The 25,001-nt window shown below is 61.6% G+C and carries 25 protein-coding genes and 1 tRNA gene; 10 read left to right on the top strand and 16 right to left on the bottom strand.

The annotated features are described in order from the left end of the window. Positions 1–156: 156 nt before the first annotated feature. Together VVD49_RS08960 and clsB are read left to right on the top strand one after the other, a co-directional pair. On the top strand, positions 157–909 hold the full coding sequence (locus VVD49_RS08960) for an endonuclease/exonuclease/phosphatase family protein (RefSeq protein ID WP_327598797.1): 753 nt from the start codon (positions 157–159) through the stop codon (positions 907–909). Positions 910–921: 12 nt separating this feature from the next. Next, on the top strand, positions 922–2,085 hold the full coding sequence (gene clsB / locus VVD49_RS08955; RefSeq protein ID WP_327598796.1) for a cardiolipin synthase ClsB: 1,164 nt from the start codon (positions 922–924) through the stop codon (positions 2,083–2,085). 15 nt (positions 2,086–2,100) lie between these two features. Here clsB and gluQRS read toward each other — a convergent pair whose 3' ends face one another. Continuing rightward, positions 2,101–3,018, bottom strand: a complete 918-nt coding sequence (gluQRS, locus tag VVD49_RS08950) for a tRNA glutamyl-Q(34) synthetase GluQRS (protein WP_327598795.1) — start codon at positions 3,016–3,018, stop codon at positions 2,101–2,103. Positions 3,019–3,197: 179 nt separating this feature from the next. On the opposite strand from gluQRS, the gene VVD49_RS08945 reads away from it, so the two are divergent. Continuing rightward, the gene (locus VVD49_RS08945; RefSeq protein WP_327598794.1) at positions 3,198–5,072 is read left to right on the top strand and encodes a sensor domain-containing protein; all 1,875 of its coding nucleotides are present in this window, start codon (positions 3,198–3,200) and stop codon (positions 5,070–5,072) included. Between the two features lie 83 nt (positions 5,073–5,155). Here the strand turns inward: VVD49_RS08945 and ychF are convergent, their stop codons facing one another. From ychF to VVD49_RS08905, 8 genes are all read right to left on the bottom strand, one after another. Then, on the bottom strand, positions 5,156–6,247 hold the full coding sequence (ychF, locus tag VVD49_RS08940) for a redox-regulated ATPase YchF (RefSeq protein ID WP_327598793.1): 1,092 nt from the start codon (positions 6,245–6,247) through the stop codon (positions 5,156–5,158). After that, the gene (pth, locus tag VVD49_RS08935) at positions 6,244–6,858 is read right to left on the bottom strand and encodes an aminoacyl-tRNA hydrolase (RefSeq protein WP_416384887.1); all 615 of its coding nucleotides are present in this window, start codon (positions 6,856–6,858) and stop codon (positions 6,244–6,246) included. The genes ychF and pth overlap by 4 nt, the downstream gene beginning before the upstream one ends. Before the next feature lie 6 nt (positions 6,859–6,864). Then, positions 6,865–7,479: a 50S ribosomal protein L25/general stress protein Ctc gene (locus VVD49_RS08930; RefSeq protein WP_327598791.1), complete on the bottom strand. Its 615-nt coding sequence runs from the start codon at positions 7,477–7,479 to the stop codon at positions 6,865–6,867. A 90-nt stretch (positions 7,480–7,569) separates the two neighbouring features. Continuing rightward, a complete protein-coding gene (locus VVD49_RS08925; RefSeq protein ID WP_327598790.1) occupies positions 7,570–8,535 on the bottom strand; it encodes a ribose-phosphate pyrophosphokinase in 966 nt (321 codons plus the stop codon). An 80-nt stretch (positions 8,536–8,615) separates the two neighbouring features. Further along, positions 8,616–8,692 (bottom strand) — tRNA-Gln (locus VVD49_RS08920). Positions 8,693–8,711: 19 nt separating this feature from the next. Next, complete coding sequence (ispE, locus tag VVD49_RS08915) at positions 8,712–9,635, bottom strand: 4-(cytidine 5'-diphospho)-2-C-methyl-D-erythritol kinase (RefSeq protein WP_327598959.1); 924 nt, start codon at positions 9,633–9,635, stop codon at positions 8,712–8,714. After that, positions 9,623–10,168 (bottom strand): outer membrane lipoprotein LolB, encoded by a 546-nt coding sequence (locus tag VVD49_RS08910; RefSeq protein ID WP_327598958.1) that lies wholly within the window; start codon positions 10,166–10,168, stop codon positions 9,623–9,625. Before VVD49_RS08910 ends, ispE begins: the two co-directional genes overlap by 13 nt. A gap of 70 nt (positions 10,169–10,238) precedes the next feature. Then, positions 10,239–11,792 carry a tetratricopeptide repeat protein gene (locus tag VVD49_RS08905; protein ID WP_327598789.1) on the bottom strand — a complete coding sequence of 518 codons (1,554 nt, stop codon included), beginning with the start codon at positions 11,790–11,792 and terminating at the stop codon, positions 10,239–10,241. A 360-nt stretch (positions 11,793–12,152) separates the two neighbouring features. Here VVD49_RS08905 and mutM point away from each other — a divergent pair, with 360 nt between their 5' ends. Then, a complete protein-coding gene (gene mutM, locus VVD49_RS08900; RefSeq protein ID WP_327598788.1) occupies positions 12,153–12,968 on the top strand; it encodes a bifunctional DNA-formamidopyrimidine glycosylase/DNA-(apurinic or apyrimidinic site) lyase in 816 nt (271 codons plus the stop codon). Positions 12,969–13,201: 233 nt separating this feature from the next. Further along, positions 13,202–15,160 (top strand): dynamin family protein, encoded by a 1,959-nt coding sequence (locus VVD49_RS08895; RefSeq protein WP_327598787.1) that lies wholly within the window; start codon positions 13,202–13,204, stop codon positions 15,158–15,160. Positions 15,161–15,236: 76 nt separating this feature from the next. Here the strand turns inward: VVD49_RS08895 and VVD49_RS08890 are convergent, their stop codons facing one another. The 3 genes from VVD49_RS08890 to rsmD are packed head-to-tail and all read right to left on the bottom strand — an operon-like array spanning position 15,237 to position 16,610. After that, the gene (locus tag VVD49_RS08890; RefSeq protein ID WP_327598786.1) at positions 15,237–15,488 is read right to left on the bottom strand and encodes a YfhL family 4Fe-4S dicluster ferredoxin; all 252 of its coding nucleotides are present in this window, start codon (positions 15,486–15,488) and stop codon (positions 15,237–15,239) included. Between the two features lie 27 nt (positions 15,489–15,515). Further along, the gene (coaD, locus tag VVD49_RS08885; RefSeq protein WP_327598785.1) at positions 15,516–16,010 is read right to left on the bottom strand and encodes a pantetheine-phosphate adenylyltransferase; all 495 of its coding nucleotides are present in this window, start codon (positions 16,008–16,010) and stop codon (positions 15,516–15,518) included. A 54-nt stretch (positions 16,011–16,064) separates the two neighbouring features. Next, positions 16,065–16,610: a 16S rRNA (guanine(966)-N(2))-methyltransferase RsmD gene (rsmD, locus tag VVD49_RS08880; RefSeq protein ID WP_327598784.1), complete on the bottom strand. Its 546-nt coding sequence runs from the start codon at positions 16,608–16,610 to the stop codon at positions 16,065–16,067. A gap of 150 nt (positions 16,611–16,760) precedes the next feature. Here rsmD and ftsY point away from each other — a divergent pair, with 150 nt between their 5' ends. The 5 genes from ftsY (at position 16,761) to rpoH (ending at position 21,788) form a co-directional block, all read left to right on the top strand. Beyond that, positions 16,761–17,765: a signal recognition particle-docking protein FtsY gene (gene ftsY, locus VVD49_RS08875; protein ID WP_327598783.1), complete on the top strand. Its 1,005-nt coding sequence runs from the start codon at positions 16,761–16,763 to the stop codon at positions 17,763–17,765. Positions 17,766–17,863: 98 nt separating this feature from the next. Then, complete coding sequence (locus VVD49_RS08870) at positions 17,864–18,979, top strand: dienelactone hydrolase family protein (protein WP_327598782.1); 1,116 nt, start codon at positions 17,864–17,866, stop codon at positions 18,977–18,979. Between the two features lie 179 nt (positions 18,980–19,158). Further along, complete coding sequence (locus VVD49_RS08865; protein WP_327598781.1) at positions 19,159–19,812, top strand: cell division ATP-binding protein FtsE; 654 nt, start codon at positions 19,159–19,161, stop codon at positions 19,810–19,812. Continuing rightward, positions 19,809–20,705 carry a permease-like cell division protein FtsX gene (gene ftsX / locus VVD49_RS08860; RefSeq protein WP_327598780.1) on the top strand — a complete coding sequence of 299 codons (897 nt, stop codon included), beginning with the start codon at positions 19,809–19,811 and terminating at the stop codon, positions 20,703–20,705. The genes VVD49_RS08865 and ftsX overlap by 4 nt, the downstream gene beginning before the upstream one ends. Before the next feature lie 207 nt (positions 20,706–20,912). Next, positions 20,913–21,788, top strand: a complete 876-nt coding sequence (gene rpoH / locus VVD49_RS08855; RefSeq protein ID WP_327598779.1) for an RNA polymerase sigma factor RpoH — start codon at positions 20,913–20,915, stop codon at positions 21,786–21,788. Between the two features lie 69 nt (positions 21,789–21,857). Here rpoH and VVD49_RS08850 read toward each other — a convergent pair whose 3' ends face one another. Genes VVD49_RS08850 through VVD49_RS08835 form a run of 4 tightly spaced genes read right to left on the bottom strand, consistent with a single transcriptional unit; the run spans position 21,858 to position 25,000 of the window. Then, on the bottom strand, positions 21,858–22,454 hold the full coding sequence (locus tag VVD49_RS08850; protein ID WP_327598778.1) for an SCO family protein: 597 nt from the start codon (positions 22,452–22,454) through the stop codon (positions 21,858–21,860). A 7-nt stretch (positions 22,455–22,461) separates the two neighbouring features. Then, entirely contained in the window at positions 22,462–23,367 is a 906-nt protein-coding gene (gene cyoE, locus VVD49_RS08845) for a heme o synthase (protein WP_327598777.1), read from the bottom strand. After that, on the bottom strand, positions 23,348–24,376 hold the full coding sequence (locus tag VVD49_RS08840; RefSeq protein ID WP_327598776.1) for a COX15/CtaA family protein: 1,029 nt from the start codon (positions 24,374–24,376) through the stop codon (positions 23,348–23,350). Before VVD49_RS08840 ends, cyoE begins: the two co-directional genes overlap by 20 nt. Before the next feature lie 39 nt (positions 24,377–24,415). Further along, positions 24,416–25,000, bottom strand: coding sequence for a hypothetical protein (locus VVD49_RS08835; protein WP_327598775.1), 585 nt, complete (start codon positions 24,998–25,000; stop codon positions 24,416–24,418). Between the last annotated feature and the right edge of the window lies 1 nt (position 25,001).

Raw genomic sequence — 25,001 nt, 5'->3', positions numbered from 1 at the left:
GCGGACGAGCCATCCGCAAGAAAAGCCCCCGCCCTCGCAAGAGCCGGGGGCTTTTTGTTTGCACGCATTCCCTTCGCGCAGATGCATTGCTCAGCCCACTTCCGGCTATTCTGTCGGCTGTCCCATGCCGCTTGATCGAGTCGCACAATCACGTTCATGCAAACCTTGCGTATCTGCACCTACAACATCCACAAGGGCTTCTCCCAGTTCAATCGCCGCATGGTGATCCACGAGCTGCGCGACCGCCTGCGGCACCTCGATCCGGACATCACGTTCCTGCAGGAAGTGCAGGGGCTGCATATGGGACACGCCAGTCGACTGGCTGACTGGCCTCGCGAACCGCAGCACGAGTTCCTGGCGCAAAGCCGCTGGACGGCCGCCTATGGTGGCAACGCCGCCTACGAGCACGGTCACCATGGCAATGCCATCCTGTCGCGTCTGCCCATCCTGAACGCAACCAATCACGACGTCACGCTGCACCGTCTGGAATGCCGTGGTCTCCTGCACTGTGAATTGCTCCTGCCCGATGCTCCGCAGCCCATCCACGCCATATGCATACACCTGTCCCTCACCGAGCGGCAGCGCCTGAGCCAGATCGCCAGCCTGGTAAAGCTGGTCGAGAAGTACATTCCACGTGATGCCGGTCTGATCATCGCCGGCGACCTCAACGACTGGCGCAATCGTGCTGAAACGGGCCTTGGAGAACAGCTCGGACTGGTCGAAGCCTTCACGCACCACACCGGCCGCCCTGCTCGCAGCTTTCCGAGCAAGCTGCCCGTGCTGCGGCTCGATCGCATCTACGTCAGGGGCTTCCGCGTCGTCGATGTGGCCGTACACGCAGGAACGCCCTGGTCACGCATCTCGGATCATGCGGCGCTGACGGCCGAGCTCGCGCTTGAACGGACGTAGGGGCACGCAGGCATGAGCCGTCTGCTCTCCGGTAACGCAATCACCTTGTTGCGCAATGGCACGGAATTCTTTCCGGCGCTGCAAACGGCCATCGATTCAGCGCAAAGCTCAGTCCATCTCGAGACCTACATCTTCGAACCGGACCAGACCGGCCGCCGCATCAGCAAGGCGCTCTGCGCGGCGGCCCTGCGCGGCGTGAACGTGCGCGTCGTTGTGGATGGTTTCGGTTCGCGCAGCTTCATGTCATGCCTTCAGGCCGAACTGGAGCAGGCAGGCGTCCACGTCCAGATATTCCGGAAGGAGCTGGGCTTGCTCGCGCTACAACGTCGCCGCCTGCGGCGTCTGCACCGCAAGCTCACGGTGGTCGACAAGCTCACGGCCTTCGTGGGCGGCATCAACATCATCGACGATGCTGACAGCACAGAGCAAAGCTCGCCACGCTTCGACTACGCAGTACGTGTCGAAGGCCCCCTGGTCGGCCCGATCCAGGCCGCACAGGAAGAAATGTGGCGCATCCTGTCGTGGGCCAGTTTTCATCGGCGCCAACGACTACCCAAGGCGTCCGCCGTACCGACAGCGAATATTCCTGCAGCGGGAAACATCCGCGCAGCATTCGTGCTGCGGGACAACTTCCGCCACCGCAGGGACATTGAAGATGCTTACCTGAATGCCATCGCCCGGGCGCGCAACGAAATCATGATCGCCAACGCCTACTTCCTGCCCGGACGCAGGTTCCGGACCGCACTGCTCGACGCGCGCAGCCGCGGGGTAGGCGTGACGCTGCTACTGCAGGGCCGCATCGAGTACTGGCTGCTGCATCATGCTTGCGTGGCAATCTATCCCCAGCTGCTGGCTGCGGGCATCCGCATTGTCGAGTACCGCAAGAGTTTCCTGCATGCCAAGGTCGCAGTCATCGACGACGATTGGGCAACAGTCGGCTCAAGCAATATAGATCCATTCAGCTTGATGCTCGCGCGCGAAGCAAACGTGATCGTACGCAATCGGGATTTCACCACCACGCTGCGCAATAGCCTGCTCGACGAATCGAATGACGGAGGCATTGTCCTGTCGGCCGATCATTGGCGCCAGCGGCCATGGCGACTGCGAGTGTTGAGCTGGCTGGCTTTTGCGCTGGTCAGGTTGCTCACCGGCAAGCTCGTCCGCCACGAGGAATAGCCCCGGCCAGAAGGCTCAGGCTTCGACGCCGCTGGCGATCGCGGCACGCTGGCGCGGCACACGCGCCAAAGACCAATTGGCATGCGCCCAAGCCCACAGATCGCTCAGTGCCCCGCCCTTCAGCTCATCGGGCGGAGCCTGCCCGAGAAAGCCCAGGGCCTGCCACAAGGGCAGTACGGGCTGCGCGACATCCAGCGCTTGCGCGAGCGTCTGCTTGGACAGCTTCTCGCCTTGTGCATTGGTCGCGACCGGCAGGTGCGCATACTGCGGCGTTGCGTAGCCAAGTGCTCGCTGCAAGGCGATCTGCCTGCCTGTCGAGTCGAGCAGATCGGCGCCACGCACGATGTGGGTCACGCCCTGCTCAGCATCATCCACCACCACGGCAAGTTGGTAGGCAAACTGCCCATCCGCACGCAACAGCACGAAATCCCCCACATCGCGCGCCACATCTTCAGACTGCGCGCCTTGCACGGCATCCAGCCAACCTAGCTCGCCAATCGACGTGAGGAAACGCCAGGCGCGAGGCGCACGTCCCGGCAGCAGGCCGTGACGACAAGTACCGGGATAACGCCGCGAACCATCTCGTGCCAGATCGGAATCTGCCATTTCCTTGCGCGAGCAACTGCACGGGAACACCTGGCCGCGCGCAACCAAGTAATCCAGCACTTCGCGATAGCGCTCGAGGCGCTGACTCTGCACGACCACCGGCCCGTCCCAAGCGAAACCGAAAGCCTCCAGCTGGGCGAGAATCTTCTCTGCTGCCCCCGGCACGGTGCGGGGTGCGTCAATGTCCTCCATGCGTAGCAACCAACGGCCTGCCCGTGTGCGTGCTTCGAGGAACGACCCCAACGCGGCCACCAGTGAACCGAAATGCAGCGCGCCACTCGGCGATGGCGCAAAGCGCCCGATGTAAGGAATCTGATCGGAAGTCATTTACGAGAGGATCTTGCAAAAATGCACAACATTGCCACAGACGCTCGGGTGGGCGCCCACTCATGCTGCAGGCAGACAAAGATAGAATAAATCGGCATAAGTGCTGACGTTGGTGACCCACGCTAGCACGGCTTGATAACAGGCAGCACGGAACAAGCACTCTTCTCTGGATCTACCGCATGGTCGCCCTGCGCGCTGCCACATCCTGTCTGCCCCACGAGCTTGAGCGCCAGCGACTGCTGGCGGCCAGCATGCGTATCGGCATGATGGGCATGTGTGCCGTTACGCCACTTGGCGCCTTCTGGCTGGTTCAGCTCGGTTCGCCGTGGTGGGCCTGTCTGTGGGCGGCAGCCACCTGCACCTCGGCCCTTCTGAGCAAACCACTGGCAATACGCGTCCTGCGTGCGCGCAGTGCTCAGGAAGCGCTCACGGCGGAACGCATCTACGCCTTCAAGATGCTGCTATCCGGCGGCCTGTGGGGCGGGCTGGCGCTGTGGCCGGGCGCCAGCGAACTGGATCTGCTCGCGCTCGGCATCCTGCAGTTCCTCATCCTCATCGTCAGCTGCGTCTCGCTGGCCGCTTCGCGCCATGCCTTCCCCCTGCTGCTGACATCCATTGTCCTGCCCCTCACGCTACGCCTCCTCATTTCGCCGCCCGCTGCCCTGCCGCTGATCTCGGCGGGCCTCGTCATCGCGGCACTGGTCCTCGCGGTCGGCCACTTCATGCTTTACCGCACGGTGCGTCGGGTCGTCCTGCGGCGCCAGCAGCGCGACTCCCTCGCGCGCGAACAAGAAGCCCTGTTCCACGCCGCATCCGAAGGGATCCTACTGGTGCGCGAAGCCTGCATCGTGAAATGCAACTGGCAGGGCGCCGCCATGCTGGGCAGCAGCCCAGAACAGATCATTGGCACCACCATCGGCGAATGGCTGCACGAATCGACGAGCTGGCCGCACTACCTCGAAGACATGCGTGCGTCATTCTCGCTCAATGAGCGCTTCGGCTGCATCGCACGTCTGCGCAAGCGCGATGGCGAATGCTTCTTCGCCGAACTGTCAGCCAATCCTCTCGACGCGGACGACCTTGCCGCGGGCGTCGTACTCGTGACTACCGACATCTCGGTGCGCCTCGCCAACGAGGCAGCCCTGCGCAGCAGCGAGCAACGCTTCCGCCGCCTGCTGTCGCTATCATCGGACTGGTACTGGGAGCAGGATGCCGAATTCCGCTTCACGCAGTTGCGCGGTGCGCGCATGGATGACCCGTTCAACACTTTTGCTCATACCGTCGGCAAGCTGCGCTGGGAACTCGATATCGTCGGCGTCGACGAGCAACGCTGGGCCACTCACCGCGCCACGCTCGAAGCCCACTTGCCCTTCAATGACTTCACCTACCAGTTACGCACACGCAAAGGCGAACTGCGCTGGCTGTCCGTCACGGGCCATCCGGTGCACGACGAGGCCGGACACTTCTGCGGCTACCACGGCATCGGCACGGATATCACCGAGAACATCAGGCAGCAGGAGCGTTATCACCACCTCGCTCATCACGACACGCTGACCGGTCTGCCCAACCGCCGCCTGCTGATGGATCGGCTCGATCAATCCACCGCCCTCGCCAAACGCAATCTGCGCCGCGTCGCGGTGATGCTGCTCGACCTCGACAACTTCAAGGTCATCAACGACACCGACGGCCACTCCACCGGTGATCGCGTCCTCGTCGCCGTAGCGGAACGCCTCCGTGGCGCAATCCGTGAAGCCGATACGCTGTCACGCCTGGGCGGCGACGAATTCGTCGTGCTGCTGCCCGCCATCGAGAGCATTGCAGACGCCGAACAGGTCGCGAGCAAGATCACCGCCACGCTCACGCAAAGCCTCGACATCGGCGGCAGTACGTACGTGCTTGGCGTCAGTGTCGGCATCGCCATCTACCCTGACCACACAGCCATGCCCGACAAACTGCTTTCGCTGGCCGACGCTGCGATGTATCAAGCCAAACAAGGCGGCGGCAACCAGTACCGACTGGCCCAACTCAACGATCAGGGACAGTTGCCGCTCTGACGGAGACAAGCACACCGGCGTCGCAATGAAAAACGCCCCGCTGATTTGCGAGGCGTTTTTTATCTTCAAGCAAGTGCGCGATATCAGACGTTGAACAGGAAATTCATGACATCGCCATCCTTGACAACGTACTCCTTGCCTTCGGCGCGCACCTTGCCCGCCTCCTTGGCACCCTGCTCGCCGCCGTACTGAATGAAGTCGTCGTAAGCGATCGTCTGTGCGCGGATGTAGCCACGCTCGAAATCGGTGTGGATCACACCTGCCGCTTGTGGGCCGGTGTCGCCCTTGTGGATCGTCCAGGCGCGCACTTCCTTCACGCCTGCCGTGAAGTAGGTCTGCAAACCGAGCAGATCGTAACCGGCACGGATCAGGCGATTGAGGCCCGGCTCTTCAAGACCGAGATCGGCAAGGAAAGCTTTCTTGTCTTCATCATCAAGATCCGCCAACTCCTGTTCGATCTTGGCGCAGACAGCCACCACGGGCGCGCCTTCCTTCGCAGCGTGCTCGCGCAAGCGATCCAGATACGGATTGTTCTCGAAACCATCTTCCAGCACGTTGCCCGCATACATCGCCGGCTTCAGCGTCATCAGGCACAGCGGCTTGAGCAACAGCTTCTCGTCGTCCGACAAGGTCATGGTGCGCGCCGGCTTGCCCTCGTTGAGATGCGGCAACAGCTTCTCCAGCAAGGCCACGAGCTTCTGTGCGTCCTTGTCGCCAGACTTGGCTTTCTTGTTCTCGCGCTGGATGCCCTTCTCCACCGCAGTCATGTCAGCCAGCGCCAGCTCGGTCACGATCGTTTCGATATCAGCGATCGGATCGACACGACCAGAGACGTGCACCACATTCTCGTCATCGAAGCAGCGCACGACGTTCAGGATGGCGTCCGTCTCGCGGATATTGGCCAGGAACTGGTTGCCAAGGCCTTCACCCTTCGAGGCGCCGGCGACCAAGCCCGCGATGTCAACAAACTCGACGATAGCCGGCTGGATCTTTTGCGGCTTGACGATCTTGGCCAGCTCGGCGAGACGGGGGTCCGGCACTTCGACGATGCCGACATTCGGCTCGATCGTGCAGAAGGGATAGTTTTCCGCAGCGATACCCGCCTTGGTCAGCGCATTGAAGAGGGTCGACTTTCCGACGTTGGGCAGACCAACGATGCCGCATTTGAGACTCATGATGCTTTCCCGGGTTTCGGCGCCGCAGGGCGCGCGTTGATGATTTGACCTGCTGCATTCCAGTCGGCCGCGACGATCTTCGGCCACGCGCCCAATGCGCGCTCGATGGCTTCGTCGATCTCGACTTGCTCTTCACGGCGCGCGCGATTCAGCACGTAGTTTGCCACCTGGTTCTTGTCGCCTGGATGACCGATGCCGATGCGCAGGCGCCAGTAGTCTTGCGTCGACAAACGTGCGGTGATGTCCTTGAGGCCATTGTGCCCACCCAGACCGCCGCCGTATTTCAGGCGCGACTGTCCTGGCGGAATGTCGAGCTCATCGTGCACGACGAGAATCTCGTTGGGCAGGATGCGATAGAAATGGGCCAGCGCAAGCACTGACTGGCCGGAACGGTTCATGAAGGTCTGTGGCAGGAGGATCCAGACATCGCTATTGCCAATGCGCGAACGACCTGCATAACCGTGGAAACGGGATTCGTGGCTCAATGACACGCCGAGCTGCTGCGCAAGGCGCTCACAAAACCAAAACCCGGCGTTGTGCCGGGTTTCGGTGTATTCGGCCCCGGGATTACCGAGGCCGACAATCAGCTTGGGAGCTGGTTGCGATGCCACAGACAATTACGCGGCCGGAGCTGCGGCCTCGCCTGCTGCATCGTCAGTGCCACTACCGCGAACTTGCAGGATGGTGGCAACAACCGGATCGCCTTCACCGTGATGCACAACTTCGACGCCCTTCGGCAGCTTCAGTTGCGACACGTGCAGGGAGTGGCCACCGGACAGATCCTTCAGATCCACTTCGATGAACTCGGGCAGGTCGGCCGGCAGGCAGGTCACATCCAGATCGGTCAGCACGTGCGACACGATGCCGCCTTCGAGCTTCACGCCAGGGCTGACTTCAGCATTCAGGAAGTGCAGTGGCACCTTGGTGTGCAGCTTCTGCGAAGCGTCGACGCGCTGGAAGTCCAGGTGCAGGACGACCGGGCGGAACGGGTGCCATTGCGTAGCACGCAGGATGACGCTTTCCTTCGAACCTTCCACATCAGCAGTCACAACCGAGGAGTGGAACTTCTCGTTGCGCAGCAGGTGGAACAATTCGTTGTGATCAAAATTAACGTTGATCGCATCCTTGTTGGCACCGTAGATGATGCCCGGAATCACACCAGCGCGACGAAGGCGGCGGCTCGCACCCGTACCTTGTTCCACGCGCTTGGTAGCGGCGAATGTAAATTGCATATCAATCTCCAGATAACGATGACACCCGCGACCAGATGTCATCACACAAAAAGGGCATTGCCAGCGGCAACACCCTGAAACCTTCAAGACTCAGTCGTCGTCATCTTCTGTAAACAGCGACGACACAGACTCTTCATTACTGATGCGCAGCATCGTATCGGCCATCAGGGAGCCAATCGAGATCTGCTTGATCTTGCCCGTTGCCTTCGCGTCATCCCGCAGCGGGATGGTGTCAGTCACGACCAGCTGATCCAGATCCGAATCGGCGATACGGCTGATCGCGGCACCCGACAGCACAGCGTGCGTGATGTATGCCACCACGCGCTTCGCGCCCTGCTCTTTCAGTGCCTGCGCAGCCTTGCACAAGGTACCGGCGGTATCGACGATGTCATCCACGATCACGCAGGTACGACCCTGCACGTCACCGATGATGTTCATCACTTCCGACACGTTCGCCTTCGGACGACGCTTGTCGATGATGGCCAGGTCGGTCTCGAGTTGCTTGGCCACGGCGCGCGCACGCACCACGCCGCCCACGTCGGGAGACACCACCAGCAGGTCATTGACTTGCTCGCTCTTGCGCAGCTGGTCGAGCAACAACGGCGTAGCGTAGATGTTATCGACCGGGATATCGAAGAAACCCTGGATCTGGTCGGCATGCAGATCGACGGTCAGCACGCGCTGCACGCCCACGGCCTGCAGCATGTTGGCCACAACCTTGGCCGTGATCGGCACACGCGCCGAACGCGGGCGACGGTCCTGGCGGGCATAACCCAGATACGGAATCGCAGCGGTGATCCGGCCAGCAGATGCGCGCTTGAGCGCATCGACCATGATCATCAGCTCCATGAGGTTGTCATTGGTCGGCACGCAGGTCGGCTGGAGCACGAAAACGTCTTTACCACGCACGTTTTCGAGAATCTCGACATTGACCTCACCGTCGGAGAAACGTCCAACGGTCGCCGAGCCTACGGAAATTCCGAGACGCTTGACCACATCGGCCGCCAACTTCGGGTTAGCGTTACCGGTAAATACCATCAAGCTGCCGTAAGCCATTTGAACCTCATGACAAATGATTTGCCAAGTACTGTAAAGCATAAGGGCAGGCCGCTTTCTACACGGCCTGCCCGATCGTCTGGCTGGGGAAGAAGGATTCGAACCTTCGAATGCCGGAATCAAAATCCGGTGCCTTGACCAGCTTGGCGACTCCCCAAAACTCTTTTCACTCTCTGCTACGCGGCCTGATCAGAAGCCCACGCATGCAAAGGATGCAACTCGATCGAAGGGGCACACCACACACGCCACTCCGTCTTCAATTCTTCAACTACCTTTTCCGCCTGCGCCCGACTCGAACAAGGCAGAAAAACACACGCTCCAGAACCACTCATCCGCGGCCCAGCCCCCGAGAAACCAAAGGGCACCAAAGCATCGAGGGCTTTCTGCACTTCCGGATAAAGGCGGCATGCTACGGGTTGCAGATCATTGCGTGTGTGCCGCTGAAACCACTCCTGCACATCCGCCTGCAACTCCCCGCCAACTGGAGAGGCCGAGATTATGACGGCTTCAGTGTCGCGCGTCAAACCTTTATCACGAAAAATCTCTGGGGTCGGAACGGCTACGGGTGGTTCGACGACCACATACCAGGAAGTTGGCACATGCAACGGTACCAGCGTCTCGCCGATTCCCTCTGCCAGTGCGGTACGTCCGAACACGAAAAAAGGCACATCCGCACCGAGGGATACCGCCCAGTCCTGTAGCGTCTGGCGTGGCACTTCGAGCTGCCATAGCTTGTTGAGCGCGAGCAAGGTCGTTGCGGCATCCGAGCTGCCGCCGCCCAGACCGCCGCCCATTGGCAAACGCTTGTCCACGCGAATATCCGCACCGCGCGAGCAGCCCGTCTTCTCCTTCAGCAGCAGCGCCGCGCGAATAACGAGGTCCTGCTCAGGCGGCACGCCCGGCACATCGTTCACGCGATGAATCGCCCCGTCTGCCCGCACACGAAAATGCAGTACGTCGCCGTGATCCAGCATGAGAAAAGCAGTCTGCAACGTGTGGTAGCCATCGCTGCGACGGCCCGTTACATGCAGGAAAAGATTGATTTTTGCGGGAGCCGGACACGCGATGAAACCGGCCGCATCAGCGCCTAAAGCACCCATTCTTCGATTGCCAGGCGAATGCGCAAAGCACCGTGCTCGACTTCGATGGTCGAGGGCAAGGCCTCCGGCAATTCTGTTTCGTAGCTCAGTACTCGCACCGACCATCCCTGGTCGACAGCCTCAAGCAGACGCCCCTTGGCGTCGCGCGTCGCCGTGGCTCCATTGCCGACACGCCCGACCACCCAGCGCGACAAGGCCTCCAGGGGCACGGGCTGATCGGTAATGCGCGCCATCAACTGATCAGCCGAGCGCGCCTCGAAGCGCTCGCCATCAGCTGTCATCCAGCGTGCGCCGCTGGCATTGCGCTGCAATTCGGCCACCACCATCCCCAGGGATGACGAAAACCCGATCGCATCTTCCGCAACGGAATGCTCCCATGTCAGACGCATGGTGTCCGCGCGCGCGCTCTGGCGAATGATGGCGCGCCCCGACAATCCGAATCTCTGGATGCTCTCGCGCGCTGGTCGCGGCGGAATCGCAACGGGTGGAGGCGGAGCCGATGCGCAAGCCGTCAGCAAGCCTACGCACAACATGGCGCAGTATCTGCGCACGAAATCCATACGAACAGTCTTCACCAGCATCCGAACCTAGATCCTTTGATGTTCATTTCAGCAAGCGCCCCATGACTTCGATGAGCGCCGCGTTGTCCGGACTGCTCTTGCGCGCCTGCTGCCAGACCTCACGTGCTTCATCCTGCCGCCCCTGCTTCCACAAGACCTCGCCCAAATGCGCGGCAATCTCGGGATCCGCCTGCAACTTGTAGGCCTTGCGCAGCAGTTCCGCTGCCGCATCGAGACGATTCTGGCGGAAGCGCAACCAGCCCATGCTATCCACAATGGCAGCCTCATCCGGCGATAGCTTGATGGCCTGCGTCAGCAACTTGTCTGCTTCTTCCAACCGGATATTGCGATCCGCGAAGGAGTAGCCCAAGGCATTAAAGGCCGAGGACTGGTCGGGGCGTACAGCCATCAGATGACGCAGGCGCTGCTCCATGACGTCATAACGCTTGAGCTCTTCGGCAAGCATCGCAGCCTGATACAGCACCTCATGCTCATCTGGTTTGCTCACCAGATATTTATCCAGCAACTCCAGCGCAGCGACCGTCTGCTTGTTCTGGCGCAGCAGGCTCGCCTGCGCGAGCGTCAGCTCGACGGCATTGTCCGGGCTCTTCGCCGAGGCTTCTGCGAGTACGGCGCGCGCCTCTTCAGTCTTGCCCTGGCTGATCAGGATCTGTGCTGCGCGTGCGCGTGCGGTGATGTATTGCGTCCCCGGCTGAACGCTGCGATAGACACTGACCGCCTCTGCCGGACGGGAGGTTTCAAGGATCAAGCCGAGCTGCAGGCGCAGCTGGTCGACCTCGCGGTAGTTGTGATCGATCAAGCGCCGCAGCAAAGGCTCGGCTTTGTCGCTCTCCCCCGCCTGCACCATCGCAACGACTGCACCAAAAATCACATCATCATTATTCGGAAAGTCTGCGCGAAGCCGGTCATATGCTTCGGTAGCCTCATTCTTGCGGCCTTCCGCTGCCAGCCAGCGCGCATAGTCCTCACGCGCGCCGATCGATTGCGGGTAGCGCTTACCAAAACGCCCGAGCTCTTCCATGGCTTGTGTCTGACGCGCCTTGGGCACGGACTGCGCCTTGACGCGCGCAGCGGCCTCCCAATCCGGGCGCAGATCGAGCGCCTTCTGGCTAGTCCGCTCGGCCTTGGTCAGATCTCCTGCCGAGAGCGCCATGACCGAACGCACGAAATACGCTTCAGGCATATTCAGGTAAGGCTGTGTGAGGCGCTCGACCATCGCCAGCGCCGCAGCCTTGTCGGGGTAACGCACCAACAAACCCGGCAATTGCAGCAGGAACACTTCGGTCGGAGTCGTTTCCGACTCCAGCATGCGGCGTAGCGGCGGCTCGATCTCTTCGAGCTTGCTCATCTCGCCAGACATGGCCAACGCCAACGCCTGCAAGGAATTGGTGGCCTTGGGCTCGAGCGCAGCCCACAGCTTGGCGGCCTTGCCGGTCAACTCCGCCTGCCCGCTGGCCAGGCTCAGCTCAGTCGCACGTCGCGCAAGGCGCGCATCCTGCGTGCGCTGTGCCATGTCGACGTAGATATGCGCTGCCAGCTCCAGCTGACCACGCACAGCTGCAATCTCAGCCAGCATGACTCTCGCGAGTATTTCGCCACTCAGCTCGGTCACCACCTTGGGCGCTGGCTGCGGCGTACCAAGGGGTGCCGATTGCGTAAGGCCCGGCAGCGGCTCTGCCGCCTGAGGCGTTCCAAACACAGCCACCAGGGCCAAAGCGCACAACGAATGGCGAAGCGAACAAGACACGAAGGACGACCGGGTGAAAGAAGGCATCGTTGCTCCAGCGTTGCAGGGGGTGGATGGCATCAATTGCACGGCGGAGTCACAATTGCCACCCGCCACGATGGTAACAGCAAGACCCCGCACGCCGCAGCGCAGCGCCTGCAAGACAGACGAACGCAAGATGAAGGCCCGGGCGCAGCGCAGGAAGGTTACATGCCCGAACTCCCCGAAGTCGAAATCACCCGCCGCGGCATCGCCGACCACATCGCGGGCCAGACCATCACCGGACTTGCCGTCCGCCAACCGCAGCTGCGCTACCTGGTCCCCCAGGACCTGGGCGAAAGCCTCACGGGCCAACGCATTGATGCCGTCAGACGACGCGCAAAGTACCTGCTGCTCGACGTCAGCACGGGCAGCATCCTGATTCATCTCGGCATGTCAGGCAGTCTGCGGGTGCTGCCGAGCACGACGGCACCGGGCAAGCACGACCATGTGGATCTGCTATTCGGCGATCGCCTCTTGCGCCTTCACGACCCGCGCCGCTTCGGCGCCGTACTGTGGGTGCCGCCCCCCACCGAAGATCACGCGCTGCTGGCGCATCTGGGGATAGAGCCGCTCGAAGAGCAATTCACCGGCGCCTGGCTGTACGCCGCGACGCGCAAGAGCAGCACGCCAATCAAGCTGTGGATCATGAACGCGCAGCGCGTGGTGGGCATCGGCAACATCTATGCGTCGGAGAGCCTGTTCCGGGCCCGCATCCACCCCAATACTCGTGCAGGCCGCCTGTCGCTGGCGCGCTGCACGCGTCTTGTCGCCTGCGTCCGCGAAACCCTACAGGACGCGCTTGAGGCGGGCGGCAGCACCTTGCGCGACTTCGTGGCGGTCAATGGCAACTCGGGCTACTTCCAGCAGAGCTACTTCGTCTACGCCCGCGAAGGCGAGCCCTGCCGGGTATGCACGACGCCGATCCGCAAGCAGGTCATGGGGCAACGCAGCACCTTTTTCTGCAGCCGCTGCCAACGGCCGTAAACCTGTTTGCGGCGGACCCGAAACGCAAATTGCTGCAGCATGTGTCTCATCGGCGCGACCGGCGGGCCACTCGGGCGCGGAACGGCTTTTTCCGAGTATTGCGGCCGAACCAATTCCAGCTATGCTAGCAATCGAATAAGTAGTTAAGCGATTGATTGCTTAAGAAAACGACCGGCAATACCGCTTTCACGCTGCCGGCGCGACCGAGACCACCACGGGGAGGGGACCCGCACATGGCCCTGATTGACCAGTTTTCCGAATACTCACGCTGGCGCAATGAAGTCAGCTCGGCCGTCCAGCACTTGCGCTCCTGGCTGAACAACAACGACCTTTCCGACGCCCAGGCCGACATGCGCCTGCAGCATCTGCTCGATCGCCTCAAGGAAGACAAGCTCGTCGTGGCCTTCGTCGCCGAGTTCTCGCGCGGCAAGTCCGAACTCATCAACGCCATTTTCTTTGCGCAGTACGGCAGCCGTGTCCTGCCCTCCAGTGCTGGCCGCACCACCATGTGCCCCACCGAACTGGCCTGGGATAACGGTGCGACGCCAGGCATCCGCCTGCTGCCTATCGAAACACGCGGCCGTCAGGAAAGTGTGGCTGAACTGCGCCGCGTGCCTGCGGAATGGACGCTGGAACCCTTCGACGTACAGAGCGCGGAAAGCCTGCAGAAGGCTTTCCTGCGCGTCGCAGAGACCAAGCTCGTCACCCGTGAGGAAGCGGAGCGCCTCGGCTTCCCGATCGACGAAACGGGCAGCGAGGGCTCCCGCCCGGACGCCAATGGCATGGTCGAAGTGGCCTGCTGGCGCCATGCCATCATCCAGTTCCCGCATCCGCTGCTGGAACAAGGTCTGGTTATTGTCGATACCCCGGGCCTCAACGCCATCGGCTCGGAGCCAGAGCTGACGCTGTCGATGATCCCCAGCGCTCATGCGGTCCTGTTCCTGCTCGCCGCCGACACCGGCGTCACCCAGAGCGACCTGCAAGTCTGGCAAAAGCACGTCAATGTCGGTCGTACGCAGAAGAACGGCCGCATGGTTGTGCTCAACAAGATCGACGGCCTGTGGGATGGCCTGCGCAGCGAAGAACAGATCAACACCGAGATCAGCAAACAGGTGTCGACCGTGGCTGAAACGCTGGGCATCACCAGCGATCAGGTCTATCCGGTATCTGCTCAGAAGGCGCTGTACGCCAAGGTTCATCAGGATCGGGCATTGCTCGACCGCTCGCGCATCGACATTCTCGAAAACGCGCTGAGCACCGAACTGCTGCCGACGCGCCAGCACATCACGCGTGAAAACGCCCTGCTCGAGACCGGCGAAATCATCCGTCGCATGAGCGAAATCCTGACGGCGCGCGAACGCGGCCTGCAGGAGCAGCTCAAGGAGATGTCGGACCTGCGCGGCAAGAACCAGGGCGTCATCGAATACATGATGCGCAAGGTGCGCGCCGAGAAGGAAGAGTTCGAAAACGGCCTGCAGAAGTATCACGCCGTGCGCAGCGTGTTCACCAGCCTGTCGAACAAGCTGTTCTCGCACATCGGGGTCGACACCGTGCGCTCGGAAACTCGCCGCACGCGTGCACGCATGGTCGATGCGAACTTCTCCAAGGGCCTGCGCGAAGCCATGCTGCAGTTCTTCGGCAACCTGCGCGGCAACCTGCACAAGTCGTCCGACGAAATCGCCGAGATCACGACCATGCTGGACGCGATGTACAAGCGTTTTGCGGTCGAGCACGGTCTCAAGCTGGCACCGCCCTCAGGCTTCTCGACGGTGCGTTACGAGCGCGAAATTGCGCGCCTGGAAAAGGCTTTCGACGATCAGCTCAACACCATGAGCGCGATGATCACGCAGTGGAAAGGCACGGTCACGCAGCGCTTCTTCGACACGATCGCCATCGAAGCACGCCGCACGTTTGAAGTTGCCAATCGCGACATCGAACAATGGCTGCGTGCCGTCATGGCGCCGCTGGAAACACAGGTGCGCGAGTACCAACTGCAACTCAAGCGTCGCCTCGAAAGCGTCAAGCGCGTGCATGAAGCGACCGGTACGCTGGAAGACCGCATCGACGAACTCCGCCAGGCCGAAGCTGCACTAACACGCCAGCAGGAAGAAGTCGCCATGATGCGTAAAGCCATCGAATCCGCACTGGGCGCCTCGGCGCCCAACAGTGCCAGCGAGGTGCTTGCGGCCTGACCGGCTTCATCGCCAGAAAAACAAAGGGCGCCCGCGGGCGCCCTTTTTCATTGCTCGTGATGAGCCAACACCGGGCTCACTTCACTTCGGTGAGCTTGTAATACTTCTCCATCAATTCGTCCTTGCTTTCAACGATTTCCGGATTCAGCGGAATGCAGTCAACCGGGCACACCTGCTGACACTGCGGCTCGTCGAAGTGCCCCACGCACTCGGTGCATTTGGACGGATTGATCTCGTAGATTTCGACGCCTTGGGAAATGGCTTCATTCGGGCATTCAGGCTCGCACACATCGCAATTGATGCATTCGTCCGTAATCATCAGGGCCATCTTGCAACCTCTTTCAACTTCAATAATTCAGCCGGCTGCGCCGACCTTCTGCTTGATGCGTTCGGCCACCAGGGGATGCACGAACGTGCTCACATCGCCGCCCAGCAGGCCGATCTCGCGGACCATGGTGGCGGAGACGAACATGAACTCTTCGCTCGGCGTCAGGAACACGGTTTCGACGTCCGGATAGAGTCGCCGATTCATGCCTGCCATCTGGAACTCGTATTCAAAATCGGACACTGCACGCAGGCCGCGCACGATGATATGTGCGCCATGGCTGCGAATGAAATCCATCAACAGTCCTGAAAAACCCACCACCTTGACGTTGGTATAGGGCGCCAGCACGGCCGCCGCCAGCTCCACGCGCTCATCGAGACCAAACAGCGGGCGCTTGCTGCCCGTGCTTTGCGCCACACCCACGATCACCTGGTCAAACATGCGTGCAGCGCGGCGCACCAACTCCTCGTGCCCGCGCGTGAGGGGGTCAAACGTGCCGGGGTAAACCACAAGCCTGTTATGCATTACTGATTTACTCCGGTCAGCTCAAGTGGGTCAGGTAGGTGCTTCTGAATTGCTTCACGCGGACGCAGCTGCCGACAGCAAGTGATAATGCACCTGCCCGGCTTTGCCCGATTTGATGACGGTCAGGCCTGCATAGCTTTCAAGCGCGGTCTCAGCTTCGACATACAACCGCGCATCCGGAGCCAGCCATTGCGACAGATGCGGCGCCAGCTTCTCCAGCCAGCCTTGCCGGTACGGCGGGTCCAGCAGGATCAGATCAAAACGCTGCGTTTGCGGCGCTGCAATGAATTTTAGCGCATCACCCTGCAGCAACCTCACATTGTTTGTCGCGAGCGCGGCTTGCGTCTTCTTCAGATGAGCAAACACCTTGGGGACAAACTCAAGCATGGTGACTTCGGCAGCCCCGCGCGATGCGGCCTCGAAACCGAGCGCACCGCTGCCTGCAAACAGGTCAAGGCAGCGCAGGCCGGTCAGATCCTGACCAAGCCAGTTGAACAGGGTCTCACGCACGCGATCAGGCGTAGGACGCAAACCCATCGCGTCAGGCACTTCGATCAGGCGCGAGCGATGCGTGCCGCCAACAATGCGTACGCGGCTCATGGCTGCGCGCCTTGCTTGCTCATGCGGGCATTGCAATCCGGGCCAAGGGTGAGCATCTGGTAGACTTTCGGCAAAATCATGCGGTTTGCGTGCCTCCGATCCGGTGCGCGCGCAGCATCATAAATCAAGCCAGCTTTTCATCAGACCGACATGTTCAGTTTCTTCAAGAAATCCCCCGACAAATCGACGCCCGATGCGGCTGAAACCTCGCCCGAGGTGGCTGCTGAAGCGCCTAAAGCGGGCTGGCTGGACCGGCTCAAGACAGGCCTGTCGCGCACCCGTAACCAGCTCGGCGCGCTGGGCAGCATTTTCTCCCTGCGCAAGATCGACGAGGACCTGCTCGAGGAGCTCGAAACCACGCTACTGATGGCCGATTGCGGCGTCGAAGCCACAACCGCACTGCTCACCGAACTGCGCCGTCGCTGGAAGCAGGACAAGCTCGAAACCGGCGAGCAACTGCAGGCCGTGCTGGCCGAAGCCTTGCGCAATCTACTGTTGCCGCTGCAGGCGCCGCTGCAGACCGATGGCCACAAGCCCTTCATCATCATGCTCGCCGGCATCAACGGCGCGGGCAAGACCACCTCCATCGGCAAGCTCGCCCATCATTTCCAGGCGCAGGGAAAAAGCGTGCTGCTGGCAGCGGGCGACACTTTCCGCGCAGCAGCGCGCGAACAGCTCGAGGAATGGGGATCGCGCAACAACGTCGTCGTCATCGCGCAGGAAGGCGGAGACCCGGCAGCAGTGGCCTTCGATGCAATCACCTCGGCGCGCTCGCGTGGCATTGACATCGTGCTGATCGACACGGCCGGCCGCCTGCCGACCCAGCTGAACCTGATGGACGAGATCGCCAAGATCCGTCGGGTGATCCAGAAAGCCGAGCCCAGCGGCCCGCACGAAGTGTTGCTGGTGCTGGATGCCAACATCGGCCAAAACGCGATCGCCCAGCTCAAGGCCTTCGACAAGGCCATCAATGTCACCGGCCTGGTGGTCACCAAGCTAGACGGCACGGCCAAGGGCGGGGTGGTGGCTGCGATTGCGCGCACGATTCCGAAACCGCTGCGCTTCATCGGCGTGGGCGAAGGCATTGAAGACTTGCAGCCGTTCGATGCGACGGAATTCGTCGATGCCCTGTTCTCCGATAAAACAGCAGCCTGATGTGGTACAAACGCCGGGCGATATATGGCACCGGTCACAACCACATTGGAGACTAAAATATGCGTTTGCCACATCTGCTGTTATGCGGTCTGTTTTCGATGAATAGTTTTCTCCCCGCGATGGCTGCGGACACGGATTTCCAGACGCAGGGCATCAAGGACAACATGCCTACGTTCTACCAGGCACTGAAGGCCAAACTCAACTTCCAGATGGCGTGGACGCCTGCGGTGAAAGACCTGCCGGCGTGGCGCAAGACGGGCCGCGACAAGATGTGGGAGCTGACCCTGCAGTCGCCGGACAAGACGCCATTCGACGCCCGGGTCATCAGCGAAGTCGATCGCGGCAGCTACGTCGCACGCAAGGTCGTCTTCAACCTGACGGCAGAGAGCCGCGTACAGGGCCTGCTGCTGGTGCCCAAGGGCAAGGGCCCCTTCCCCGCTGCGCTGCTGCTGCATGACCACGGCTCGAAGTTCGACATCGGCAAGGAAAAGCTGATCAAGACCTGGGACAACGACGCTCGCCTGACCTCATCCCAGGGCTGGGCAGACAAGTTCTTCTCCGGTCGCTACCCGGGCGACGCACTCGCCGAACGCGGCTACGTCGTCCTGGCGCTGGATGCGCTGGGCTGGGGCGATCGCGCGGCGCTGACCTTCGAGATGCAGCAAGCGGTGGCTGCCAACCTGTTCAATCTGGGCAGCTCGCTGGCAGGCACGATGGCGTTGGAAGATTCGCGTGGCGCCGACTTCCTCGCGTCGCAAGCCGAAGTCGACAAGAAAAAGGTGGCGGCAGTCGGTTTCTCGATGGGCGCTTTCCGCGCCTGGCAGGTCGCGGCCTTGTCCGACTCCATCACCGCAGCCGTCGTGGTGAACTGGATGGCGACGACCGATGGTTTGATGGTGCCGGGCAATAACCAGCTCAAGGGATCATCGGCGTGGAACATGCTGCATCCGGGCGTGCTGCGCTATCTCGACTTCCCCGATGTCGCCAGCCTGGCGGCACCAAAACCGATGCTGGTTTTCGCCGGGGAGAAGGACGGTCTCTTTCCCGTCGATTCGGTCAAGACAGCTTTCGGTAAGATGGCGAACGTCTGGGGCGCATGGAAGGCCGCAGACAAGCTCGATACGCGCATCCTTCCCGGTACGCACGAATACCTGAAAGACACGCAGGAAGCGTCTTTCGACTGGCTGGACAAGCAGTTCGGGCGCGCCAAATAACAAGAGAACCGTTTGGATCTGTAGCGAGAGGCCGTCAGCGGGCTCAGTTACCCGTTCGGAGCAGCACCGGAACCGGAGTGTAGGTCACTACATGAGGATTTCGAGCACACGAGCGTGTAACTGCGGAACCCCGGTCACGGTCTCGCAGGAAGATCGAACGGCTCTGCACAGGGGCTTCGATGATCCAGTTTGAAAACGTCAGCAAGCACTATCCTGGCGGCCACGAGGCCCTGACAGACCTGAGTCTGGAAATCCGTCACGGCGAACTGCTGGTGCTCGCCGGACACTCCGGCGCAGGCAAGAGCACCCTGCTCAAGCTCATCGCCGCGCTGGAGGCACCCACCGCCGGCCGCGTGCTGGTCAATGGTCTCGATGTCGGCCGCATGCGCAAGTCGCAGATCCCTTACCTGCGCCGCAGTCTCGGCCTGGTGATGCAGGAGCATCGCCTGTTGATGGATCGCAACGTGTTCGACAACGTCATGCTGCCGCTGGTGATCGCTGGCGACGCCCCGGCCGATGCGGGCAAGCGCGTGCGCGTGGCACTCGAAAAGGTCGGCCTGGCGAAGTTCGAGACGGCGATGCCGATCACGCTCTCCGGCGGCGAGCAGCAGCGCGTGGCAATTGCGCGTGCCATCGTCAATCGCCCCTCCATCCTGATCGCCGACGAGCCGACGGCCCACCTCGACCCTGCTTATGCCCGCGAGATCGCAGCGCTGTTCCGCAGCTTCCACGCAGCCGGCGTGACGCTCATCCTGGCCACGCATGACGACACGCTGTATTCGCCCTACGGCGCACGCCGCGTTGAACTGGCGCACGGAAAGCTGCTGTCATGAGCGCTCATTTCCCCGCCATCCGCCAGGCGCTTCAGCGCCTGGTGAGCAAGCCGCTGACGACTTTGCTGTCGGCCCTCGTCATCGCCATCGCATTGGCCTTGCCCGCGCTCGGCTATGTGCTGGTCGACAATGTCGCCAGCCTGGCGCGTGGCATTTCCGGCAAGCCGGAGATCAGCGTCTTCCTGAAAGTCGACGTCCCGACAGAGCGCGTCAAGGCCATCGAGACCAGGCTGCGCGCCAACCCGCAGATCGCAGCCCTGCGCTTCGTGCCGCGCGATGAAGCCCTGAAGCAGCTCGCCGCGCGTGGTGGCTTCGGTGACGTGACCGGGGCGCTGGCCGACAATCCGCTGCCGGACGCTTTCATTCTTGATCCGCGCGACGACAGCCCGGCAAGCTTTGAAGCGCTGCGCAACCAGATCAGCACCATCCCCGAAGTCGCCCAGACCCAGCTCGATTCGGAATGGGTGGAACGGCTCCACGCGATCGTCGCCCTGGCGCGCAGCACCACCCTGTTGCTCGCCAGCCTGCTCGGCACTGCCCTGATCATCGTGACCTTCAACACCATCCGCCTGCAGATCCTGACGCAGCGCCACGAGATCTCGGTCAAGTTGCTGCTGGGCGCCACGCGTAACCATGTGCGCCGCCCTTTCCTCTACTTCGGCCTGTTGCAAGGCCTGCTGGGCGGTCTATTGGCCTGGGCGCTGGTCGCGGGCCTGTTGCGGGTGATGGCGCCGCAAATCGAAGCTCTCGCTCAGCGTTACAGCATCGTGCTGGCCATCGGCGGTCCCGCTTTGTGGCAGGCGGCCGTACTATGCGCCTTTGCCGCCCTGCTCGGCTGGCTGGGCGCGGCTATCTCGGTGCGGCGCCACCTGCACGACGGCCTGGTGGACTAAGCAGCCACGCATTCCGTCAAAAAGAACGATCTTGCTCTGTTGCGGAACGGACTGACAGTGCGGCCTTGTTTGCGCTAGAACGGCTCCCATATAGGTGACGGACTTCACGCCCATTGGGCAGCAGGTGCCGGAACTTTTCCTGGCTCTTAGCACTCAACCACTGAGAGTGCTAAAATCGTTCTCGACAGTAGTCGCAAGGAGCTAGACATGACATCTTCTGCATTGATATTCCCGACGCCCAGCGCGCTGGGCAGCATTGATCAGTACATTCAGGCCGCCAACCGCTTCCCCATGCTCACCGAAGAGCAGGAGAAGGCACTGGCGCGTCGTCTCAGCAACGCCAACGACCTCGATGCCGCGCGCCAGCTGGTCTTGTCGCACCTGCGTCTGGTGGTTTCGATTGCCCGTAACTACCTGGGCTATGGCCTGCCACACGCCGACCTGATCCAGGAAGGCAATGTCGGCTTGATGAAGGCGGTCAAGCGCTTCGACCCGGATCGTGGCGTGCGTCTCGTGTCCTTCGCCATCCACTGGATCAAGGCCGAAATCCACGAATACATCCTGAAGAACTGGCGTCTGGTGAAAATCGCCACGACCAAGTCGCAGCGCAAGCTGTTCTTCAACCTGCGCAGCCTGCGTAGCCAGAACGGCGAAGCGCCGCACAGCCTGACGAATTCGGAAGCATCCGACATCGCCGAACGCCTGGGCGTGAAAACCGAGGAAGTCTTCGAGATGGAATCGCGCTTTGCCGGCGGTGATGTGGCGCTGGAAGGTTCGGGGGACGACGATGAAGATCGCCATTACTCGCCGATCAGCTGGCTGGTCGACCCGGCCGCGGAGCCGGCCGAAGTGCTGGAAACCGCGCAGATCGAACACCTGCAGGACACCGGCCTGAAGAGCGCACTGGCGAGCCTCGACGAGCGCAGCCGCGCCATCGTGCAACGTCGCTGGCTGGTTGCTGAAGACGAGACTGCTGCAACCCTGCATGAGCTGGCCGCAGAGTACGGTGTATCCGCCGAGCGCATTCGCCAGATCGAAGTAAAGGCCATGCAGAAGATGCGTGGACAGCTGACGATGGCCTGATGCGCGACTGCATCGCCATGAAAAAGGCCGACATGATGTCGGCCTTTTCTTTTGTGCGCGCGCTACGCCTTATTTGCCGGACAGCAGCAACTTGATATCGGCCAAGAGGTTTTCAGGTGTTTCGCCGTAACGCACGAACAAGCGCGCGCGGCCCTTGGTGTCGAAGAGATAAATGCCGGCGGTATGGTCCATGGTGTACTTGCCGCCAGCAATGTCGCCACGCTTCTCGTAGAACACATTGAAGGACTGAGCAACGGCCTTGGTCTGCGCCAGCGTGCCGCGCATTGCGATGAAGCCGGGATTGAAGGCCGTGACGTACTGGCCGAGCAGCTCTGGTGTATCGCGTTCCGGATCGACAGAGACGAGTATCACCTGCAGGCGCTTGCCGTCTTCGCCGAGTTTGTTCGTCACATCGGCCATCAGTGCCAGACTGGTCGGGCATGCGTCCGGGCACTGCGTGTAGCCAAAAAAAACGGCCACGACCTTGCCAGAGAAATCGCCGATGGATCGGCTCTTGCCGCTCGCATCCGGCAGGTTCAGTGCAGCGCCGTAATCCGCGCCAGTAATGTCGGTCGCGTTGAACTGCGGCGCCTTGTCACATGCTGCCAGCAGCGACGCCAGCAACAAGGCAGCAAGAACTCTGGGGAAGACTGTCAGCGCGCGCACGAAAGCCTCACTTGAGATAGTGATCGACCAGCAATGCCGCGAAAATCAGCGACAGGTACAGGATGGAAAAACGGAAAGTGCGTTTCGCAAGGTCATCGCTGTAGTTACGCAGCAGCGCAATGGCATAGGCGATGAAAACTGCATTCAGCGCCAGCGAGCTGATCAGGTAGACCATGCCCGCCATGTGGCTGGCGAACGGCAACAGGGTCACGCCGGTGAGGATGAAGGTGTAGAGCAGCACGTGCAGGCGCGTGAATCTCGAACCATGCGTCACCGGCAGCATCGGCAAACCCGCTGCGGCGTAGTCCTTGGTGCGGTAAAGGGCCAGCGCCCAGAAATGCGGCGGCGTCCACGTGAAGATGATGAGGAACAGCAGACAGGCGTCGGATGAAACCTCGCCGGTCATGGCTGCCCAGCCGAGCACCGGCGGCATGGCGCCCGATGCACCGCCTATGACGATGTTCTGCGGCGTATTCGGTTTGAGCAAGACGGTGTAGATGACCGCGTAGCCCACGAACGTAGCCAGCGTCAGCCACATGGTCAGTGGATTGACGGCGTGGTACAGCAGCGACAGCCCCGCGCCACCCAGGATGGCCGAGAACAGCAGGGTTTCTTGTGAGGACAGCTGCCCGCGCGGCAATGGCCGCGCCCGCGTACGCGCCATCTTGGCGTCGATGCGCTGCTCGATCAGGCAGTTGATGGCTGCAGCGGCACCCGCGACAGCGGCGATACCCAGCGTTGCGGCAAGCACCAGTGCCGCAGGCGGCAAGCCGGCAGGCACGGCGAGGAACATGCCGATGATGGCGCAGAAGACGATCAGCGTATTCACACGCAGTTTCGTCAGCGCGAGGTAGGCCTGAAGTTTTTGCAACAGGCTTACGCCGTGCCTGCTTTCAAGTTGCGAGCCGTTCATTCCAGATCCTTTCCATATGCGCGCCCGCCGTCACGGCGCGTAGCCGGAAGTTGATCGACACCACAATGACAACCAATAACGCCGCTACTGCATTGTGTGCGACAGCAACCCCCAGCGGCAGGGCAAACACCACGTTGGAAACACCCAATGCAATCTGTGTGATCACGGCAATCATCAGGAACGCGGCCAGCCCGCGCAAAGCTTCGTGGCGCATCAGGCGCACGCCGAAAATCAGCAGGTACGCGCCGACAACCACAGCACCGATGCGGTGACTCCAGTGAATGGCCGTCAGCGCAGCGGCCGACAACAGCTCACCTGTCGCGGTACGGCCCAGCTCGCGGAAGAGCTGGAAGGCTGTGCCGAAATCCATCGACGGCAGCCAGCCATTCTGGCAAGTCGGAAAGTCCGGGCAGGCCAGCGCAGCATAGTTGGTCGATACCCAGCCTCCCAACGCAATCTGCAGGGCCAGCAACACCAGGGCGGTACGTGCGGCAAAGGCGAGTCGCGTCCCGGCCGCATGACGCGCCGCACCGGACTCCCGCTGCACGACCCAGGTCAGCGCCCCCAATGTCGTCAGCCCCAGCAGCAGGTGCGTGCTCACCACCGCGGGCATCAGCTTGAGCGTCACAGTCCAGGCCCCGAAAGCCCCTTGCAGGCAGATGAGGCCGAACAGTGCAAACAGCTGCCCTGGCGAGATGCCCTGCGCGCGCCAGCGACGCCAGGCGAGCACGGCCATGATCAGGCTCAGCAGGCCGAGCGTCGATGCGAAATAGCGATGAATCATTTCCTTCCACGCCTTATGCATGGAAACGGGGCCGTGTTCGTCAGCCGCGTGCGCCGCCTTGATTTCGTCCTGGGCATGATGTGGCGACAGCTCGCCATAGCAGCCAGGCCAGTCAGGGCAACCCAGCCCGGCGTCGTTGAGGCGCACATAGGCGCCGAGCACGACAACAAAGAAGGCCAACAACAGGGAGGAGAGAGCGAGTTTGCGGATCATGTCGGTGAGCACGGGTTCCGTAGCCCGGAATTTCAACCGGGTGGCCGAGGTTCAGCGGGAATACTTGAGCAACTTCTGCAGGTCCTTGACGATGCCTTTCGGCTCGGCATTTTCCGGGAAACGCATCATGAGGTTGCCACGCGGATCAATCAAGGCAATTTGTCCTGCGGGACCTACGGCGCTGGCGAGCGCGGGATCGCTGACCACCAGCAAACCGGGGTGATCGGCCAGCAATTTCGCCTCGGGCTGGCGTGCATCGTCGAAGACCCACAAGCGCGCTACGCGGTCCATGTTGGCGCCTGTAATCGTGCGGATCTGGCGCGTGTAGTAAAGCTCTTGCTGACAGGCCGGATCGCAAGCGCTCGGCGCGCGCACGGCAAGCGTCCACTTACCGCGGATACCCTCGACCAGCGGAGCCCCATCAAGCGTCTTGAGCGTGGCGACGGGTAACGCCACGGGCGGCGACACGACCTTGCCGTAGCTGGCTTGCGCGGAAGGTCGCCAGACGTAGAACGCACCATACGCCGCGAGGACTGGCGCCAGACAGACCAGAAAGAGGAGCACCAGCGTGCGACGCCCTTTTGCAACTTGCTCGGCCGTTGGCGCGGCGGGGGAGAGAATCTGCTCGCTTTTCATT

This window comes from Uliginosibacterium silvisoli (assembly GCF_036017035.1).
Classification (GTDB): domain Bacteria; phylum Pseudomonadota; class Gammaproteobacteria; order Burkholderiales; family Rhodocyclaceae; genus Viridibacterium; species Viridibacterium silvisoli.
Note: the sequence above shows the minus strand (reverse complement) of the source record. Positions and strands in the feature narration are given on the sequence as shown.